Source organism: Mycobacterium sp. 1245499.0, assembly GCF_001673615.1.
Classification (GTDB): Bacteria; Actinomycetota; Actinomycetes; order Mycobacteriales; family Mycobacteriaceae; genus Mycobacterium; species Mycobacterium europaeum_A.
On record NZ_LZMG01000252.1, the window covers coordinates 1 to 18639 of the forward strand.

Consider the following 18639-nt stretch of genomic DNA (forward strand, 5'->3'; position numbering starts at 1 on the left):
TGTGGCCACCCGACCCGCTAGCCGAGCGACGCAACGACGTCGAGCGCGGGGCGGCGCTGGTGGCTCAGGCGCTGCGCGCCGGTGCGACCGAAACCGGGCTCGACGTGGACGGCTGGGCCGCCGATGTCGATGCCCTGCTGGCCGAGCGTGCCCGGTTGGTGCGGCCGCCGCCGCTCGCCCTGCCCGGCCAATTGTCGGTCAGTTCCCTGGTCGGCCTGGCGCGCGACCCGGCGGGCACGGCGCAGCGCCTGAGGCATCGGCTGCCGTCGCGTCCAGAACCGCATGCGTTGCTGGGCAATGCCTTTCACGCATGGGTGCAGAAGTTCTACGGCGCCGAGTGCCTGTTCGATCTGGGTGACCTGCCCGGCGCGGCGGATTCCGGCGTCGGCGACAGCGCGGAACTGGCCGCCTTACAGCGGGCGTTCACCGAATCGCCCTGGGCCGCAAGGACTCCCGTCGCCGTGGAGGTGCCGTTCGAAATGCCGATCGGTGACACGCTGGTGCGAGGGCGCATCGACGCGGTCTTCGCCGACCCCGATGGCGGGGCCACCGTGGTCGACTGGAAAACCGGTGAACCGCCGCACGGGCCGGAGGCGATGCGGCAGGCCGCCGTTCAGCTCGCGGTGTATCGCTCGGCTTGGGCGGCGCTGGCCGGCGTCCCCGAATCGTCGGTGCGCACCGCCTTCTATTACGTGCGCGCCGGCGCCACGGTGGTTCCCGACGAGCTGCCGAGCGACGCCGAGGTCGCCGACCTACTGTCGGATCCCGGCGGCGCCCGCCGCGTCGGGGTGTGACCTGCGCCGCCCGAGTATTGGGGACGCTGTGGCCGTGGTTACATAAGACCCGTGCGTGTCTCGTGCGCAGAAGTGCAGCCGGTGACGGGCCGCCGTGGGCAACGGTAGGTCCCGAAAGCTGAGCGGTCTGGACGAAACCCTGACCACTCAGCGCGGTCACCAGCTGATCGGCGTGGTGCGCATCCCCGAGGACCATGCGAGCCCGATCCGCGTCATCACCCGTCGCCTGGCCATCGCGCTGGTGGTGCTGCTGGCCGCGGCGGTCATCGTCTACCTGGACCGCACCGGTTACCGCGACGTGCGCAACCAACCGCTGACGTTTCTGGACTGCGTGTACTTCTCCGCGGTCTCCCTGTCGACGACCGGTTACGGCGACATCACGCCGTACACCGAAACCGCGCGCCTGGTGCACACCCTGATCTTCACCGCGTTGCGGATCGCGTTCCTGGCCGTGCTGGTCGGCACCACGCTCGAAGTGCTCTCCGAGCGGTCTCGCCAAGGGTGGAAGATTCAGCGTTGGAGGAGCAGAGTGCGCAACCACACCATCGTGATCGGCTACGGCACCAAGGGAAAGACGGCGGTCGCCGCCATCCTCGGTGACGAGACCGCCCAGGCCGAGGTCGTCGTCGTCGACACCGATCGGGGCACGCTCGAGCACGCCGAGAGCGCGGGCCTGGTCACCCTGCACGGCGACGCCACCAAAGCCGATGTGCTGCGGCTGGCCGGCGCCCAGCATGCGGCATCCATCGTGGTCGCCACCAGCCGCGACGACACCGCGGTGCTGGTGACGCTGACGGCGCGCGAGCTGGCACCCAACGCCAAGATCGTCGCCTCGATCCGGGAGACCGAGAATCAGCACCTGCTGCAGCAGTCCGGCGCCGACTCGGTGGTGGTCTCCTCGGCCACCGCCGGCCGGCTCCTGGGGCTGGCCACCACCACGCCCAGCGTCGTGGACATGATCGAGGACCTGCTGACCCCCGACGCCGGGCTGGCCATCGCCGAGCGAGAAGTGGAGCAGACCGAAGTCGGCGGATCGCCGCGGCACCTGCGCGACATCGTGCTCGGAGTGGTGCGCGACGGCCACCTGCTGCGCATCGGCGCGCCCGAGGTGGATGCGATCGAGGTCAACGACCGATTGCTCTACATCCGAAACGCCGACCACTGATGGCGATCGCGGACTTTCAGCTGCGCAGCGTCCCGTTGCTGTCGCGCGTCGGCGCCGACCGCGCCGATCAGCTGCGCACCGATGTCGAGGCCGCTACCGCCGGCTGGGCGGAGGCGGCGCTGCTGCGGGTGGATTCGCGCAACCAGGTGCTGGCCGCCAACGGCCGGGTGGTGCTCGGCGCGGCCGCCGAAATCGGCGACAAGCCGCCGTCGGAGGCGGTGTTCCTGGGGCGTCTGGAGGACGGCCGGCACGTGTGGGGCATCCGCGGCGCGCTGCAGGCCCCCGACGATCCCGGCGCGCACGCCGAGGTGGTGAACCTGCGCAGCCTGGGCCCGATCTTCGACGACACCAGCAGCCAGCTGGTGTCCGCGGCCGTCGCGCTGCTGAACTGGCATGAGAAGGCCCGTTTCAGCCCCGAGGACGGGTCGCCGACGCGGCCGGCCCGGGCGGGTTGGGCACGAATCAACCCGGTGACCGGTCGCGAGGAGTTCCCGCGCATCGACCCGGCGGTGATCTGCCTGGTCCACGACGGGGGTGACCGCGCGGTGCTGGCCCGCCAGGCGGTGTGGCCGGAGCGGATGTTCTCGCTGCTGGCCGGATTCGTCGAGGCCGGTGAGTCTTTCGAGGTGTGCGTCGCCCGCGAGATCCGCGAGGAGATCGGGCTGACCGTCCGCGACGTGCGCTACCTGGGCAGTCAGCCGTGGCCGTTCCCGCGCTCGCTGATGGTCGGTTTCCACGCCGTCGCCGACCCGGCCGAAGAGTTCTCCTTCAACGACGGCGAGATCGCCGAGGCGGCCTGGTTCACCCGCGACGAGGTGCGCGCCGCGCTCGCGGCGGGGGACTGGTCCAGCTCGTCTGAGTCGAAACTGCTGCTGCCCGGGTCGATCTCGATCGCCCGCGTGATCATCGAATCCTGGGCCGCGATCGACTGAGCGGGCCTAGCTCCCGGTCTGGGCCAGCTTCGCCTTCACCTCGGCGGCGCTCGGGTTGGTCAGCGTCGACCCGTCGGCGAACTTGACCGTCGGGACCGTCCTGTTGCCGCCGTTGACCGAGCTGACGAAATCAGCGGCCGCCGCGTCGTGCTCGATGTCGACCGCCTCGTAGGGAATTCCGTTGGACTTGAGCACCGTCATGAGCCGGTGGCAGTAACCACACCAGGAGGTCGTGTAGACGGTGAGCGGGGCAGAGGTCATAGCTGGTTAACGTAGCCCGGCGACGATGCATTCCGCGACGCGGGATGCGGAGGAGTGGGCGATTGGGTGTAGCCCGGCGACGATGCATTCCGCGACGCGGGATGCGGAGGAGTGGGCGATTGGGTGTAGCCCGGCGACGATGCATTCCGCGACGCGGGATGCGGAGGAGTGGGCGATCGGGTGTAGCCCGGCGACGATGCATTCCGTGAAGTGGGATGCGGAGGAGTGGGCGATCGGGTGTAGCCCGGCGACGATGCATTTTCGTGCCGGGGGTACCGCGGAATCCGGCGACTCGCCGGGGCGACACGCCAGGCCGCCGATCAAGGTGTGGCGATGCGCCGGGTTTGTCGGCGACCGCTGCCAAGATGGACGCCATGCCGACGGTCGCCGATCCCTTGACAGCCGGGCTGGACGACGAGCAGCGCGAAGCCGTGCTGGCTCCCCGCGGCCCGGTCTGCGTGCTCGCCGGCGCCGGCACGGGAAAGACGCGCACCATCACGCACCGCATCGCCCAGTTGATCGCCAGTGGTCATGTCGCGGCGGGCCAGGTGCTGGCCGTCACGTTCACCCAGCGGGCGGCGGGGGAGATGCGCTCGAGGCTGCGGATGATCGACGCCGCGGCGGGCGAGGACACCACCGTCGGCGCGGTCTCGGCCCTGACGTTCCACGCGGCCGCCCACCGACAGCTGCGGTATTTCTGGCCGCGGGTGGTCGGCGACACCGGCTGGCAGCTGCTGGACAGCAAATTCGCCGTCGTCGCCCGGGCGGCCGCCCGCGCCCGGATCAACGCCAGCACCGACGACGTGCGCGACCTGGCCGGCGAGATCGAGTGGGCCAAGGCGTCGCTGATCGGGCCGGAGGAATACCCGGCCGCGGTGGCCGCCGCGGCGCGCGACATCCCGCTGGACGCCGCGCGGGTCGCCACCGTCTACGCCGCCTACGAAGCGCTCAAATCCCGCGGCGACAACGTCACCCTGCTCGATTTCGACGACCTGCTGCTGCACACCGCCGCCGCGATCGAAAATGATCCCGCCGTGGCCGAGGAGTTCCGGGATCGCTACCGCTGCTTCGTGGTCGACGAGTACCAGGACGTCACGCCATTGCAGCAGCGGGTGCTGACGGCGTGGCTGGGCGATCGCGACGACCTGACCGTGGTGGGCGACGCCAACCAGACCATCTATTCGTTCACCGGGGCCTCGCCGCGGTTCCTGCTCGACTTCTCCCGCCGGTTCCCCGACGCCACCGTGGTGCGCCTGGAGCGCGACTACCGCTCCACCCCGCAGGTGGTGTCGTTGGCCAACCAGGTGATCGCCGCGGCGCGCGGCCGCGTCGCGGGCAGCAAGCTGCACCTGGTGGGCCAGCGCGCGCCGGGCCCGGCGCCGTCGTTCTCCGAGCATCCCGACGAACCGGCCGAGGCCGCCGCGGTCGCCAAATCGATCAAGCGGCTCATCGAATCCGGCACCCCGCCGTCGGAGATCGCGGTGCTGTACCGGGTCAACGCGCAATCGGAGATCTACGAGGAGGCGCTGACCGAGGCCGGCATCGCCTATCAGGTTCGCGGTGGCGAGGGGTTCTTCAACCGCCAGGAGATCAAGCAGGCCCTGCTGGCGCTGCACCGGGCGGCCGAGCGCGGCTCTGAGCATGGCCCAGCGGGCCCGTTGCCCGACGTGGTGCGCGCGGTGCTGGAACCGCTGGGGCTGACGGCGGAGGAACCGGTGGGCACCCGGGCCCGCGAGCGCTGGGAAGCGCTGACCGCCTTGGCAGAGCTGGTGGACGACGAAGTCGCCCAGCGTCCGCAGCTCGACTTGCCCGGGCTGATGGCCGAACTCCGGATGCGCGCCGACGCCCGGCACGCACCGGTGGTGCAAGGCGTCGCGCTGGCGTCGCTGCACGCGGCCAAGGGGCTCGAGTGGGACGCGGTGTTCCTGGTCGGGTTGGCCGACGGCACGCTGCCCATCTCGCACGCGTTGGCGCACGGCGCAGAAAGCGAAGCGGTCGAGGAGGAACGCCGGCTGCTCTACGTCGGAATCACCAGGGCCAGAACGCATTTGGCGCTCAGCTGGGCGCTGGCCCGCAGCCCGGGCGGGCGCCAGGGGCGCAAGCCGTCGCGGTTCCTCAACGGCATCGCACCCCAGGCGCGGGCCGACGCGGCGCCCAACAAGTCTCGGCGCACCCGCGGCACCGCGACCCGCTGCCGGATCTGCAACAACAACCTGACCACCCCGGCGGCGGTCATGCTGCGGCGCTGCGAGACCTGCGCCGCCGACATCGACGAGGACCTGTTGCTGCGGCTCAAGGCTTGGCGGCTGGACATCGCCAAGGAGCAGAAGGTACCCGCCTACGTCGTCTTCACCGACAACACGCTGATCGCCATCGCCGAGCTGCTGCCCGACGACGAAGAGGCGCTGATCGCGATCCCGGGCATCGGCGCACGCAAACTGGAACAGTACGGGCCCGATGTGCTGGAGCTGGTCCGCGGCCGCTGACCGGTAAACCCGCAGGTCAGAAAATCGGTTGTGGTCATCGGTGCTGACCGTTTACCCTCGAAGCGCACAACTCGGCACCACGGAAGTCGGCATTACGGGAAGGGGGTGGCCACGATGATCAACGACGCTTTCGGTGTAGGCGTGGCCCGCGCGGCGTTCGACGCTGCCACCACCCATGCCGCACACGCCGCCTCGGCGGCCGCGCGTAAGCATCGCGCCGCCGCCGCGACCGACGCGTCCGTACAAGTCGGGGGCCCACCGAAGGCAAGCTAAGCACCAGCCCGGTTTTCTCCCCAGATGGCCACGGACCCGAAGTCACCAGGATCCGTGGCCATAGTTGTTCCGCAAACAACTTCCTGACCTGGTCCGGATCACTCCCCACGGACGCCCAACCCAGATCAGGAAGTAGGTGGTAGGACATGTCGGCACCGACAGTCCCCAGACAATCCCTGCCGTGTCACGTCGGAGATCCCGACCTGTGGTTCGCCGACACCCCGGCCGATCTCGAGCGGGCCAAGACGCTGTGCACCGGCTGCCCGGTCCGCCGCCAGTGCCTGGCGGCCGCACTGGAACGGGCCGAGCCCTGGGGCGTGTGGGGCGGCGAGATCATCGACCGCGGCTCGGTCCTGAGCTTCAAACGGCCCCGCGGACGCCCGCGTAAAGACGACGGAGCCGCCGCCTAGGGCGCAGCGGCTAGATGACCGCGTTGTCGGGTTCGGCGAAACCGGGCACCAGTTCTTCGGACAGCGCCTTGATCGGCACGTGGGCGTCGAGCTGACACAGGATCGCAGCCACCGACATGATCACCCGCATCGGGATGACGAGCTTGGGCGGCAGATCCATCTGCCGGGCCGTGCGGATCTGCGACACCGACCGATCGATCTCGATGGCGGACATCTTCTGCAGCCACTTGCGGGTGTAGTGGAAGACCTCGACCTCGACGGGTTCGACGTACTGGCGCAGCATGTCGTCGATGTCGCGCACCGACACCTGCTGGCCCTTCTGGATGAAGCCGGCTTTCTCCATCGTCGGCAACAACTCGTCGTAGTTCTTGTCGCGGGCCAACCGGATGCTCATACCGAGTTCGATCGGCAGGCCGTCGGGCAGCGCGGCGACGGCGCCGAAGTCGATCACGCCCATGCGGTCGTCGGGCAGCAGCATGAAGTTGCCGGGGTGGGCGTCGCCGTGCAGCATCCCCAGCCGGCGCGGCGCGTCGAAGGTGAGCTCGAGCAGGCGGGTGCCCATCAAGTCGCGCTGCTCGACGGTGCCGTGCCGGATGATCTCGGCCATCGGGGTGCCCTGCATCCACTCCTGGATCACCACCTTCGGCGCGCTGGCCACGATGCGTGGCACCGCGAAGTGTGGGTGGTCCTGGTACGCCTTGGCGAAGGCGCGCTGATTCTCGGCCTCCAGCCGATAGTCCAGTTCCATTTCGGTGCGCTCGATCAGCTCGTCCACCACGCCCTGCACGTCGGCGCCCGGCGCGAGCTGCTTGAACACCCCGACCAGGCGCTGCATGGTCTTGAGGTCGGCCCGCAGTGCCTCGTCGGCGCCGGGGTACTGGATCTTGACCGCCACCTCGCGGCCGTCGGACCACACGCCCTTGTGGACCTGGCCGATGCTGGCCGACGCCACCGGGGTGTCGTCGAACGAGCTGAACCGTTCGCGCCATTTGGTGCCCAGCTGGGCATCGAGCACCCGGTGCACCTTGGCGGCGGGCAGCGGCGGGGCGTCCTTTTGCAGCTTGGTCAGCGCTTCGCGGTACGGCTCGCCGAATTCCTCGGGGACCGCGGCCTCGAGCACCGACAGCGCCTGGCCCACCTTCATTGCGCCGCCCTTGAGTTCGCCCAGCACGGTGAACAGCTGGTGGGCGGCCTTTTCCAGGATCTCGGCCTGGACCTCGTCCCTGGACTTTCCGGTCAGCCGCTTACCGAATCCGATCGCTGCCCGGCCGGCGAACCCGACGGGAATGCTGGCCAGCTTCGCGTTGCGCGCAGCGCGGCCCCTTTTGATGTCTGCCACGTATCCATCATCCATGATGGCCACCGCGATGTGGAGATAAGCCGACAACGGCCGTTGTCACATTGCGTAAACGCAGGTCAGGGCGAGCAATCGGCCGTCGTTCGCGGCCCGCAAGGCCAAGCGCCACAACGGAAGTAGGCGCGATTCAGCATGAGCACAGCGGGTGTTTGACCCAGTGCCGCGTGACGATCGCGCCGGAGTGCACATCGAATTCCAGGGTCGCGTTCAGCGTCTGGGGTGGGTCGGGATCGGCCGCCGCCTCCCGTCCGTGCACCGCCGCGATCACCCGGTTCACCTGAGCCAGCGCCAGCGCCGCCGTTGCCAGCACGGTGGCCCGATCGGCGACCCCGACGGTTTCGCGCAGCTGCGCGCAGATCGCCGGCCAGGCGGCGTCGCGGTCCCGGCGGTGCAGGTCCGCGCAGCCCAGGCAGCTGGTCACCCCGGGGATCACCAGCGGACCTACCAGCCCGATGCCGTCGCGCACCCGCACCAACAGGTGGGCGACGCCCTGGCTGTGCAGATCGCGCACCATGCGCGGGTCGGCGACGAGGAAGTCCGACAGCACCACCAGATCGACGTCGTGGGCCGACACCGCGGCGTGCGGTTGGCTGCTGTGCGCGATCCGCGCGCCCGAACAGCGCAAGGTCTCCACCAGCAGCTCCGAGAGCGGCCCGCGGCCGTGGATCCGCACCGAGGCCGCCCGCTCGCGCGGCCGCCCGCATTCGGTGGCCACGCCGGCACCGACCAACTGCGCGACCAGGTTTCGCAGACCGTCGGCGTCGGTCAGCCCGCGGTCGAGCGCGCGGCGCTGCAACTCCGGGAGCGGGGTGGGTGACCACATCGACCGCAACAGGGTGGCCAGCTCGGCGGCGGCCAGGCCGCCCGGCGGGCGGACCAGCACCGCGCGTCGCGGATCCCAGCCCACCTGGACCGCGCCGTCGGGCCGCAGCAGCACCGGCAGCGCTGGATCCAGCGCGTAGGTGGAAAGCGTGGCCGGGCGCCGCTGCGTCACGGCGTCACTGTGTCACGCGCGCGGCGACGGTCCCGCTCAGTTATCCACAGAGCCGCCGTCGGGCGGGCCGTCGGGGCCTTGGCCCTCGCGCTCGAGTTTGGCGATGGCCTCGTCGATGCCGCTGGTGTCGCCGCCGATGACTCGGTCGATGAAGCCCGCCGGCTCGTCGAGGTCCTCGGCGTCGGGCAGCAGATCCGGGTGTTGCCAGATGCCGTCGCGGGTGTCGACCCCGGCGGCCTCGGTCAGGCGCTCCCAGAACGCCGCGGCCTCACGCATCTTGCGGGGCCGCAGCTCCAGCCCGACCAGCGTGGCAAAGGTCTGCTCGGCCGGGCCGCTGCTGGCCCGGCGGCGCCGCATCGTCTCGCCCAGCGCGGCCGCACCAGGGATCCGGTCGCCCAGCGCCCCGGCCACCACCACCTGCACCCAGCCCTCGATGAGGGCGAGCAGTGTCTCCAGCCGTTCGAGCGCCTGCGTCTGGGCCGGAGTGGCCTTGGGCTCGAAAACGCCCTGCCCGAGCAGGTTTTCGATGGCCGCCGGATCCGACAGCGACGCCGGATTGAAGTCGCGCGCCAGTTCCTCGATTCCGGACATGTCGATCTGCATGCCCATGGCGTAGGCCTCGACGGCGCCGAGCAGTTGGCTCGACAGCCACGGCACGTGACTGAACAGCCGGTGGTGGGCGGCCTCCCGCGCGGCCAGGAAGGTCAGGACCTCGCTGCGCGGCCGCTCCAGTCCGGTGGCGAACGATTCGACGGCGTCGGGCATTACCGCGGCAATTCCCTTGGGCCCCAAGGGTAGACCGATGTCGGTGGAGGTCAGCACCTCGCGGGACAGTCGGCCCAGCGCCTGTCCGAGCTGCGAGCCGAACGCCATGCCACCCATCTGCGACATCATCTGCAGCAGCGGGCCGGCCATGCTCTTGGCCTCCTCGGGCAGCGACGCCGCCCACACCGTCGAAATCTGTTGTGCCATCGGGTCGCACAGCCGCTTCCAGGTCTCCAAGGTGTTCTCGACCCAGTCGCCGGGCGTCCAGCCCACCGCCTTGGTGGTGCCCGCCGGCAGCGCCGTGGCCCCGTCCAGCCAGGTTTCGGCCAGATGCACCGCGTCGGCGATCGCCGAGTTGGTGGTGTCCGGGATCGGCGCCACAAAGCCGATCGAATTCGTCGCGACGCGGCGCGCCAAGTCGTAGTTCACCGGCCCGGAGCCGGTTCCGGCGGGCCCGACAGTGCCCGCGCTGGAAAACATCTGGCCGAGTTGGGTGAAGATCTGCCCCAAGTCGCCCATGCCGAATTCACCGCTCATGCCGAAGGCAGCGAACGGGTCAGACGGGTTCGAGCCCGATTCGGGATCTTTCTTCCCGCGTTTGTCGGGGTCGTCTCCAGAGTCTCCCGAGGAGAACCCGAAAGGCAGGTCAGCCATACCCTCAACGGTACTCACCGCTAGGTCAGGCGGCGCGACCTCGGGTCAACTTGTAGCTGAACCAGGCTGACCCGACGTCGTGGCTGAACACCGCGCGGCACCCGCCGTCTAGTCTGATCGGCGTGAACAGGCGCATCCTGACCTTGGTGGTCGCGCTGGTGCCGATCGTGGTGTTCGGCGTGTTGCTGGCCGTGGTGACGGTGCCGTTCGTGTCGCTGGGGCCCGGCCCCACCTTCGACACGCTCGGCGAGGTCGACGGCAAGCAGGTGGTGGCGATCGAGGGCACCCAGACGCATCCGACTACCGGGCACCTCAATATGACGACGGTGTCCCAGCGCGACGCCCTGACGCTGGGCGAGGCGCTGACGCTGTGGCTTTCGGACACCGAGCAGCTGGTACCGCGCGACCTGATCTATCCGCCCGGTAAGTCGCGCGAGGAGGTCGACAAGGCCAACAACGCCGACTTCAAGCAATCCGAGGACAGCGCCGCCTATGCCGCCCTGGGTTACCTCAAGTACCCGGCGGCGGTCACCGTCGCCAAGGTCCCCGAGCCGGGCCCCTCGGCGGGCAAGCTGAAGACCGGTGACGCCATCGACGCGGTTAACGGCGTCCCAGTGGCCACCGTCGAGGAGTTCACCGGGTTGCTGAAGAACACCAAGCCCGGCCAGGTCGTGACGATCGATTACCGCCGCAAGAACGAGCCGGCCGGTGTGGCGCAGATCACCCTGGGTGCCAATAAGGACCGCGACTACGGCTTCCTGGGCGTCGCGGTGCTCGACGCGCCGTGGGCGCCGTTCACCGTCGACTTCAACCTGGCCAACGTGGGCGGGCCGTCGGCCGGGCTCATGTTCAGCCTCGCGGTGGTCGACAAACTGACCACCGGGGACCTGGCCAAGTCGAATTTCATCGCCGGGACCGGAACCATTTCGTCGGACGGCAAGGTCGGCCAGATCGGCGGCATCACCCACAAGATGGTCGCCGCGCACGCGGCCGGGGCCACGGTGTTTCTGGTGCCGGCCAAGAACTGTTACGAGGCCAGCTCGGACAATCCGTCCGGCCTGCGGTTGGTCAAGGTCGAGACGCTCGGCCAGGCAGTGGATGCGTTGCACGCGATCGGTTCGGGTGGGCAGGCGCCAAGCTGCTAGCGAAGCCCGGCGATCACGGGTTGTGTCATGCGTAGAGTTGTCACCGTCTAGCAATCGATCAGGGAGCGTAGCCAGTGGGGATGCGGCCCACCGCACGGATGCCGAAGCTGACTCGGCGTAGCCGGATTCTGATCCTGATCGCACTGGGTGTGATCGCTTTGCTGCTCGCGGGTCCGCGGCTGATCGACGCATACGTCGACTGGCTGTGGTTCGGCGAGCTCGGGTATCGCTCGGTGTTCTCCACCGTGCTGGTCACCCGGTTCGTGGTGTTTTTGATCGCCGGCCTGCTGGTGGGCGGCATCGTGTTCGCCGGGCTGGCGGTGGCCTACCGCACCCGCCCGGTGTTCGTGCCGAGCAACGACAACGACCCGGTGGCGCGCTACCGCGCCCTGGTGCTGTCGCGGCTACGACTGGTGAGCGCCGGTATCCCGGTGGCGGTCGGCCTGCTGGCCGGCATCGTCGCCCAGAGCTATTGGGTGCGAATCCAACTGTTCTTGCACGGCGGCGATTTCGGCATCCGGGACCCGCAGTTCGGCAAGGACCTCGGTTTCTACGCGTTCGAGCTGCCGTTCTACCGGCTGCTGCTGTCCTACCTGTTCGTCGCGGTGTTCCTGGCCTTCGTGGCGAACCTGTTGGCCCACTACATCTTCGGCGGCATTCGGCTGTCCGGCCGCACCGGGGCGCTGAGCCGGTCGGCGCGAATCCAGCTGGTCACCCTGGTCGGGGTGCTGGTGCTGCTCAAGGCCATCGCCTACTGGTTGGACCGCTATGAGTTGTTGTCGCACACCCGCGGCGGCAAGCCCTTCACCGGCGCCGGCTACACCGACATCAACGCGGTGCTGCCGGCCAAGCTGATCCTGATGGCCATCGCGCTGATCTGCGCGGGCGCGGTGTTCTCGGCGATCGTGCTCAGGGATTTGCGGATTCCCGCGATCGGTGTGGTCCTGTTGCTGCTGTCGTCGCTGATCGTGGGGGCGGGATGGCCGCTGATCGTCGAGCAGATCAGCGTCAAACCCAATGCCGCGCAAAAGGAAAGCGAATACATCAGCCGCAGCATCGCCGCGACGCGGCAAGCCTACGGTCTGACGTCTGACCAGGTCACCTACCGCAACTACACCGGCGACGCGGGGGCCACCGCCCAGCAGGTCGCCGACGACCGGGCCACCACATCGAACATCCGGCTGCTCGACCCGACGATCGTCAGCCCGGCGTTCACCCAGTTCCAGCAGGGCAAGAACTTCTACTACTTCCCCGACCAGCTCTCCATCGACAGGTACCAGGACCGCACCGGGGCCCTGCGTGACTACGTCGTGGCGGCCCGCGAACTCAACCCCGACCGGCTGATCGACAATCAGCGCGACTGGATCAACCGGCACACCGTGTACACCCACGGCAACGGCTTCATCGCGTCGCCGGCCAACACGGTGCGCGGAATCGCCAACGACCCCAACCAGAATGGCGGCTACCCTGAATTCCTGGTCAACGTCGTCGGCGCTAACGGCGGGGTGGTCTCCGACGGCCCGGCGCAGCTCGACCAGCCGCGCGTCTATTTCGGGCCGGTCATCGCCAACACGTCGGCCGACTACGCGATCGTCGGTCGCAACGGCACCGACCGCGAATACGACTACGAGACCAGCAACGAGACCAAGAACTACACCTACACCGGGCTCGGCGGCGTCCCGATCGGCGACTGGCTGTCGCGCAGCGTGTTCGCCGCGAAATTTGCCGAGCGAAACTTCTTGTTCTCCAACGTGATCGGCTCCAACAGCAGGATCCTGTTCAACCGTGACCCGGCGCGGCGGGTGGAGGCGGTGGCGCCGTGGCTGACCACCGACAGCGCGGTGTATCCGGCGATCGTGAACAAGCGACTGGTGTGGATCATCGACGGCTACACCACGCTGGACAATTACCCGTATTCCGAACTCACGTCGTTGGAGTCGGCGACCGCGGACTCCAACGAGGTGGCGTTCAACAGGCTGGCACCCGACAAGCGGGTCTCCTACATCCGCAACTCGGTCAAGGCGACCGTGGACGCCTACGACGGCACCGTCACGCTGTACCAGCAGGACGAGCAGGATCCGGTGCTCAAGGCGTGGATGCAGGTCTTCCCGGGCACGGTCAAGCCCAAGAGCGATATCAGCCCGGAGCTGGCCGAGCACCTGCGCTATCCCGAGGACCTGTTCAAGGTGCAGCGGATGTTGCTGGCGAAATATCACGTCAACGATCCGGTGACGTTCTTCTCCACGTCGGATTTCTGGGACGTGCCGCTAGATCCGAACCCGACGGCCAGCAGCTACCAGCCGCCGTACTACATCGTCGCGAAAAACATTGCGAAGAACGACAATACGGCGTCGTATCAGCTGACCAGCGCGATGAACAGATTCAAGCGCGACTATCTGGCCGCCTACATCAGCGCCAGCTCCGACCCGGCGACGTACGGCCGGATCACTGTGCTGACCATCCCGGGTCAGGTCAACGGGCCCAAGCTGGCCAACAACGCGATCACCACCGATCCGGCGGTGTCCCAGGACCTCGGTGTGATCGGGCGTGACAACCAGAACCGGATCCGGTGGGGCAACTTGCTCACCCTGCCGGTGGGCCAGGGCGGGCTGCTCTACGTCGAACCCGTGTATGCGTCCCCGGGGGCCAGCGATGCGGCGTCGTCGTATCCGCGGCTCATCCGGGTGGCGATGATGTACAACGACAAGATCGGGTACGGCCCCACGGTGCGGGACGCCCTGACGGGGCTGTTCGGTCCGGGTGCGGGCGCGGCGGCGACGGGCATCCAGCCCACCGAGTCTGGCACGCCCGCCGCCAGTCCGCCGGCCAACACGCCGCCGCCGGCCGTGACACCGGGTTCGGCGCCGCCGGTGGCCGCACCGCCGGTCGCCGACGGTTCGGTGACCCTGTCCCCGGCGAAATCGGCTGCCCTGCAAGAGATTCAGGCGGCCCTCGGCGCGGCCAAGGACGCGCAGAAGAAGGGCGATTTCGCCGGCTACGGTGCGGCGTTGCAGCGCCTGGACGACGCGATCACCAAGTACAACAACACCAAGTAGGTCGGACGCGCGCCGGCGAAGCGCATCTCGCAAAGGCTGCTGCCCGGGGTAATGGAACACTTCTGCCCCATGCTGCTTCGGGGATAACCTCGTCGACGACATTCTGAGCAGGCTGTTGTTGCTTTTCGGCACCGGGCATAGATCGCACGTGCTCGCCGTTGCAGTCGGCAACAGCAACCTCAAAGGGGTCGATGGTGGGCCAACGGTGGATCGCATGACCGCCCGTGATAGGCGGGTGGGCGCGGCGGGCGGTTCGCTTCGCAACGACGGCCGCGGGGTCCTCGAGAGCGCATTTGAACTGCTGGAGCTGGTGGCTGCGTTGGAGCCGGTGCGGCTGCTGGATTTGGCGAATGTGAGCGGGATCCCGCGGGAGACGGTCCGTCGACTGTTGCAGCAGTTGATCGCGGTCGGGGCGGTCAGTCGCGAAGGCAGCCGGTATCGGTTGGGCGCGAGCCTGTTGGGGTTGGGTTCGCGGGTGAGTCCGGAGCGTCGATTGCGGGTGGCCGCCCGTCGGCCGATCGCCGAGCTGGCAAGCGCCACTGGGGCTGCGGTTCAGTTGTCTGCGCTGATCGGTGGCGAGGTGGTGTACCTGGACACGGTGGACGCTCGCGTTCCGTTCGGAGTGGTCGCCCAACCGGGGGCCCGGGTACCACCTAGATGCGCAGCCGCACGAGCCCACACCGAATTGGGTTTTACCGCACCAATAGTGGACACCGGCGAGGTTATCAAGGGTATGAGCTGTGTCGCGGTAACCATTCCTTTGGGCAACGGCGCTGTGGCAGCTGTGTCGACGCTTGTCCCGCGACCGCGGCCGCCGCTCGGGCTGCTCGCTGCCACCAGGGCCACCGGTGTCCGTATCGCCGGGCTCCTTCGTACACCGTGAATTGCTATCAGCGAGAAAACCCACTGAGTGGGCACAGATTGGCCGCTTGTCCCGCGGCTTCTTAACGTCATAGCCGTGGCGGCCACACACCGGTCCGGTACTACCTTCGGATCCTTGACAGCGAAAGGCATACCTTGAACGAGGGGTTGACGTATGTGCTGATTTCGGGCCGCCGGCATGGAGTCTGGTCAAGGCGACCGGTTGCCAAGCGGCCTGGTCTGGGCGATGGCGATGCTCCGTCGGGTTGTGGACGGCTCGTTTCCTAACGACGGCCGCGGGGTTCTCCAGAGCGCATTTGAACTGCTGGAGCTGGTGGCTGCGTTGGAGCCGGTGCGGCTGCTGGATTTGGCGAATGTGAGCGGGATCCCGCGCGAGACGGTCCGTCGACTGTTGCAGCAGTTGATCGCGGTCGGGGCGGTCAGTCGCGAAGGCAGCCGGTATCGGTTGGGCGCGAGCCTGTTGGGGTTGGGTTCGCGGGTGAGTCCGGAGCGTCGATTGCGGGTGGCCGCCCGTCGGCCGATCGCCGAGCTGGCAAGCGCCACTGGGGCTGCGGTTCAGTTGTCTGCGCTGATCGGTGGCGAGGTGGTGTACCTGGACGTGGTGGACGCTCGGATTCCGGTGGGATTCACAGCCGAACCCGGGGCTCGGGTGCCGCCAGGTACGGCGACTGCGCGGGCTTACACCGAGTTGGGCCGCGCCCCCATAGTGGATGCCGGCGGGGTGCTGGCGGATCTCAGCTGCGTTGCCATAGCAATTCCTCTCGGCGACAACGCGGCGGCTGCCGTTTCGGCGCTCATCGCGCAACGCCGGCCTCCGCTGGGACTGCTGGCTGCCACCAGGGCTACCGGCAGCCGCATCGTCAGCCTCCTTCGCAACCCGTGAAACGGTGCCAGGCGCGAAAACCCACTCAGTGGGCCCAGGTTTGCCGCCCGTCGCGTGGTTTCCTAACGTCGCGGGCATGACAGGCGCAAACTGCTCATGAGCAATATGACTCCGGCGGAGCAACTGGTGCTCCTACCGCTGCTGCGCCTTCATGGCATGGTCTATCGGAGGACCGACGGTCGGATCGGCCACCGGATGCCAGGCATGCCACCCTGTTTGCTGTTACACACCACGGGCGCGAAGACCGGTCAGCAGCGCAGTAATGCACTGACCTACGCCAAGGACGGCGACTCGTATCTGGTCGTCGCGTCCTTCGGTGGTAGCGATAAGCATCCGGGCTGGTACCACAACCTACGGAACCAGCCGGACTGCGAAATAAACGTGGGGCCAATACGATTCGCGGTGACAGCACGCAGAGTCGCACCCGGTGACGCCGGCTACGCTCGGCTGTGGGAGATCGTCAATACAAACAACGCGAACCGATACACCGGCTACCAGAGCCGAACATCGCGGCCCATCCCGGTTATCGCGTTAACCCCCGCCTGAAGGGCTTACCGCAGCTCTTTGGCCGGCAGCTGCCATCCGGTGCGTGACAGGTAGATGCGGCGATGAACCCGGCACCGCCTTCGGCGTGTGGATGGTCGGCGAGCTGATCGCACAGCACACTAGCCCTCAAATCAGAAGCGCCTAACCGTGAATCACTGATCAGCTAGCAAAACCCACCCAGTGGGCGCGGGCTCGCAGTTGGCCTCGTCGCTTCCTAGCGTCACTCGTGTGACACGCGCTCATGGCGCCAAGAATGGCGCAGAAGTACTGCTGGATCATTTGGAATCCCAGGGCGTGGACTGCATTTTCGCCTCTCCCATCGCCGTGATGGCGCCGATCTGGGAAGTGCTTGCCCGGCGCGGCAACGAGATGAGGCTGCGGTACTTCCGCTGTCGCCATGAGCTGTTGGCGGTGAGCCTGGCATCGGGTTACTACAAGGCCACCGGCCGAAGCCAGATCGTCTTCTTGCCGACATCGTTGGGAGTTCAAAACGCGTCGATGGCGCTGAGCACGGCGCTGCAGGAGCGCACACCGATGACGGCACTGTCGCCCGACACGCTCAGCTATGGTGATGACCCCGACGGCGATCCCGGTGCCGAATGGCCCGCACTGCTGACCGACCATGCCGGCCCGGCGCGCAACGCCGAAGTCGTCGTCAAGTGGGCGAAGCGAGCGCGCACGCCGTTCGATCTGGTTCACGAACTCCGGCGCGCCCGCTTCATCGCCGAGTCCGTCCCGCTCGGCCCGACGCTGTTGGAGATACCGTTTCAGCTGTTGCTGGGCGAGGGTCACCCCGAGGTCCCCCCGTGGGTTCCCGCTGCACCGAATGTCGCGACACCAGAACATATCGACCGGGTGGCCGGACTTCTCATGCGCGCGACAAACCCGATCATCGTCACCGAACACGGCGGGCGCACCGACGCCGACCGCAACGCCCTGATAGGCATCGCCGAGGCGCTGTCGGCGCCCGTCTTCGAATTCTGGAATCCCGCCTATCACAACTTTCCGCGGTCACACCCCCTGTACGGGGCGGGGCCGGTGGAAGCGGTGCTGGGTGAAGCCGATGCCGTGCTGTTGGCCGGCTGCAATGGACCGTGGCATCCGCCGCAGGCGGCGTTACGCCCAGGGTGCGCGGTCATTCACCTCGAACAAGACCCGCTGCGCCCGCGCGGTGCCTATTGGGGCTACCCCATCACTCACGCGATCCCGGGGAATGTGTCGATCAATCTGGTTGCGCTCGCTGCCAATCTACAAACGCGATCGGCCGTTCGGCACGACGCCGACGAGCGGTGGACGCGCTACACGGACGGCGTGCGCGCCAAGGGAATCGAAGAAGCTCGCCAACTAGCGTTGCAGGCAACCGATTTCGTGTGTGCCGCCGACTTGTTCGGCGCGTTGCACGACGCACTTCCCGACGACGCGATCTGTGTCGATGAGATCACGTCTCAAGTGCCGCAAATGATTCAATTCCTGTACGCCCGTAAACTTTTCGAGCAGTATCGCGGTTGGGCAGGAGCACTGGGCACCGGCCTGGGCACCGCACTCGGCGTCAAGCTCGCGCGCCCGCAGCAAGTGGTCGTCTGCATCCTCGGTGACGGAGCGTGGCACTACAATCCCGTGCCGGCTGCGCTGGGATTCGCACAGGAATACGGAGTTTCGCTGCTCATCGTGCTGTGCAATAACCGGCAGTACGCATCCCAGATCCGAAACCTCGTCAGGTACTACCCGGATAGCGCGGCCGTCCGCGAACAGAACTTCGTCGGCAACACCATTGAACCGATGCCCGACTACGTGAAGCAGGCCGAAGCGTATGGCGGCATGGGCGAACGCGTGCAGAAATTCGATGAGCTGGCCGTGGCCGTGCAGCGGGCGCTCGAAGCCGTCGCATCAGGGCGGACGTTCTTGCTGGACGTCGTCGTCAACCCGTAGGAGATAGATGACCACCCCCGCTGTGATATCCGCGGCCGCCGCCGACCTGACGAGAGCGATCAATGCCACGCAAGTGCGGGTCCCCGGTGCTGCGCCGTTGATCTGGA

Annotated in this window: 16 protein-coding genes; 12 read left to right on the forward strand and 4 right to left on the reverse strand. The window is 67.9% G+C overall.

Features of this window, described 5'->3' with window-relative positions; translation table 11 throughout:
- The 3 genes from A5646_RS14310 to nudC form a co-directional block, all read left to right on the forward strand.
- Positions 1-794: PD-(D/E)XK nuclease family protein (locus tag A5646_RS14310; RefSeq protein WP_197505193.1), on the forward strand; the 794-nt coding region annotated here is incomplete at its 5' end.
- A 94-nt stretch (positions 795-888) separates the two neighbouring features.
- Positions 889-1959 carry a TrkA family potassium uptake protein gene (locus tag A5646_RS14315; RefSeq protein ID WP_067022202.1) on the forward strand — a complete coding sequence of 357 codons (1071 nt, stop codon included), beginning with the start codon at positions 889-891 and terminating at the stop codon, positions 1957-1959.
- Complete coding sequence (nudC, locus tag A5646_RS14320; protein ID WP_066871169.1) at positions 1959-2891, forward strand: NAD(+) diphosphatase; 933 nt, start codon at positions 1959-1961, stop codon at positions 2889-2891. The genes A5646_RS14315 and nudC overlap by 1 nt, the downstream gene beginning before the upstream one ends.
- A gap of 6 nt (positions 2892-2897) precedes the next feature.
- Here nudC and mrx1 read toward each other — a convergent pair whose 3' ends face one another.
- Entirely contained in the window at positions 2898-3152 is a 255-nt protein-coding gene (mrx1, locus tag A5646_RS14325; protein WP_066871166.1) for a mycoredoxin Mrx1, read from the reverse strand.
- A 374-nt stretch (positions 3153-3526) separates the two neighbouring features.
- Between mrx1 and A5646_RS14330 the strand changes: the two genes are divergently transcribed.
- The 3 genes from A5646_RS14330 to A5646_RS14335 all read left to right on the forward strand — a co-directional run bounded on the left by A5646_RS14330 (position 3527) and on the right by A5646_RS14335 (position 6321).
- On the forward strand, positions 3527-5638 hold the full coding sequence (locus A5646_RS14330; RefSeq protein ID WP_197497900.1) for an ATP-dependent DNA helicase UvrD2: 2112 nt from the start codon (positions 3527-3529) through the stop codon (positions 5636-5638).
- Positions 5639-5752: 114 nt separating this feature from the next.
- The gene (locus A5646_RS29455) at positions 5753-5911 is read left to right on the forward strand and encodes a hypothetical protein (RefSeq protein WP_197497901.1); all 159 of its coding nucleotides are present in this window, start codon (positions 5753-5755) and stop codon (positions 5909-5911) included.
- Positions 5912-6057: 146 nt separating this feature from the next.
- Positions 6058-6321: a WhiB family transcriptional regulator gene (locus A5646_RS14335; RefSeq protein ID WP_066871160.1), complete on the forward strand. Its 264-nt coding sequence runs from the start codon at positions 6058-6060 to the stop codon at positions 6319-6321.
- 10 nt (positions 6322-6331) lie between these two features.
- Here the strand turns inward: A5646_RS14335 and A5646_RS14340 are convergent, their stop codons facing one another.
- The 3 genes from A5646_RS14340 to A5646_RS14350 form a co-directional block, all read right to left on the reverse strand.
- Entirely contained in the window at positions 6332-7675 is a 1344-nt protein-coding gene (locus tag A5646_RS14340; protein WP_067022215.1) for an AarF/ABC1/UbiB kinase family protein, read from the reverse strand.
- A gap of 130 nt (positions 7676-7805) precedes the next feature.
- On the reverse strand, positions 7806-8672 hold the full coding sequence (locus A5646_RS14345; RefSeq protein WP_067022205.1) for a cyclodehydratase: 867 nt from the start codon (positions 8670-8672) through the stop codon (positions 7806-7808).
- 36 nt (positions 8673-8708) lie between these two features.
- Complete coding sequence (locus tag A5646_RS14350; protein ID WP_197505194.1) at positions 8709-10109, reverse strand: zinc-dependent metalloprotease; 1401 nt, start codon at positions 10107-10109, stop codon at positions 8709-8711.
- A 104-nt stretch (positions 10110-10213) separates the two neighbouring features.
- On the opposite strand from A5646_RS14350, the gene A5646_RS14355 reads away from it, so the two are divergent.
- From A5646_RS14355 to A5646_RS14375, 6 genes are all read left to right on the forward strand, one after another.
- Positions 10214-11236, forward strand: coding sequence for a PDZ domain-containing protein (locus A5646_RS14355; RefSeq protein ID WP_067022209.1), 1023 nt, complete (start codon positions 10214-10216; stop codon positions 11234-11236).
- 74 nt (positions 11237-11310) lie between these two features.
- Positions 11311-14292, forward strand: coding sequence for a UPF0182 family protein (locus A5646_RS14360; protein ID WP_066871149.1), 2982 nt, complete (start codon positions 11311-11313; stop codon positions 14290-14292).
- Positions 14293-14407: 115 nt separating this feature from the next.
- Positions 14408-15175 (forward strand): helix-turn-helix domain-containing protein, encoded by a 768-nt coding sequence (locus A5646_RS14365; RefSeq protein WP_156765605.1) that lies wholly within the window; start codon positions 14408-14410, stop codon positions 15173-15175.
- 201 nt (positions 15176-15376) lie between these two features.
- Positions 15377-16057 carry a helix-turn-helix domain-containing protein gene (locus tag A5646_RS14370; RefSeq protein ID WP_197505195.1) on the forward strand — a complete coding sequence of 227 codons (681 nt, stop codon included), beginning with the start codon at positions 15377-15379 and terminating at the stop codon, positions 16055-16057.
- A gap of 96 nt (positions 16058-16153) precedes the next feature.
- Positions 16154-16603, forward strand: a complete 450-nt coding sequence (locus A5646_RS28140) for a nitroreductase family deazaflavin-dependent oxidoreductase (protein ID WP_067179263.1) — start codon at positions 16154-16156, stop codon at positions 16601-16603.
- A 228-nt stretch (positions 16604-16831) separates the two neighbouring features.
- Positions 16832-18532, forward strand: a complete 1701-nt coding sequence (locus A5646_RS14375) for a thiamine pyrophosphate-dependent enzyme (protein ID WP_197505196.1) — start codon at positions 16832-16834, stop codon at positions 18530-18532.
- Positions 18533-18639: the final 107 nt, after the last annotated feature.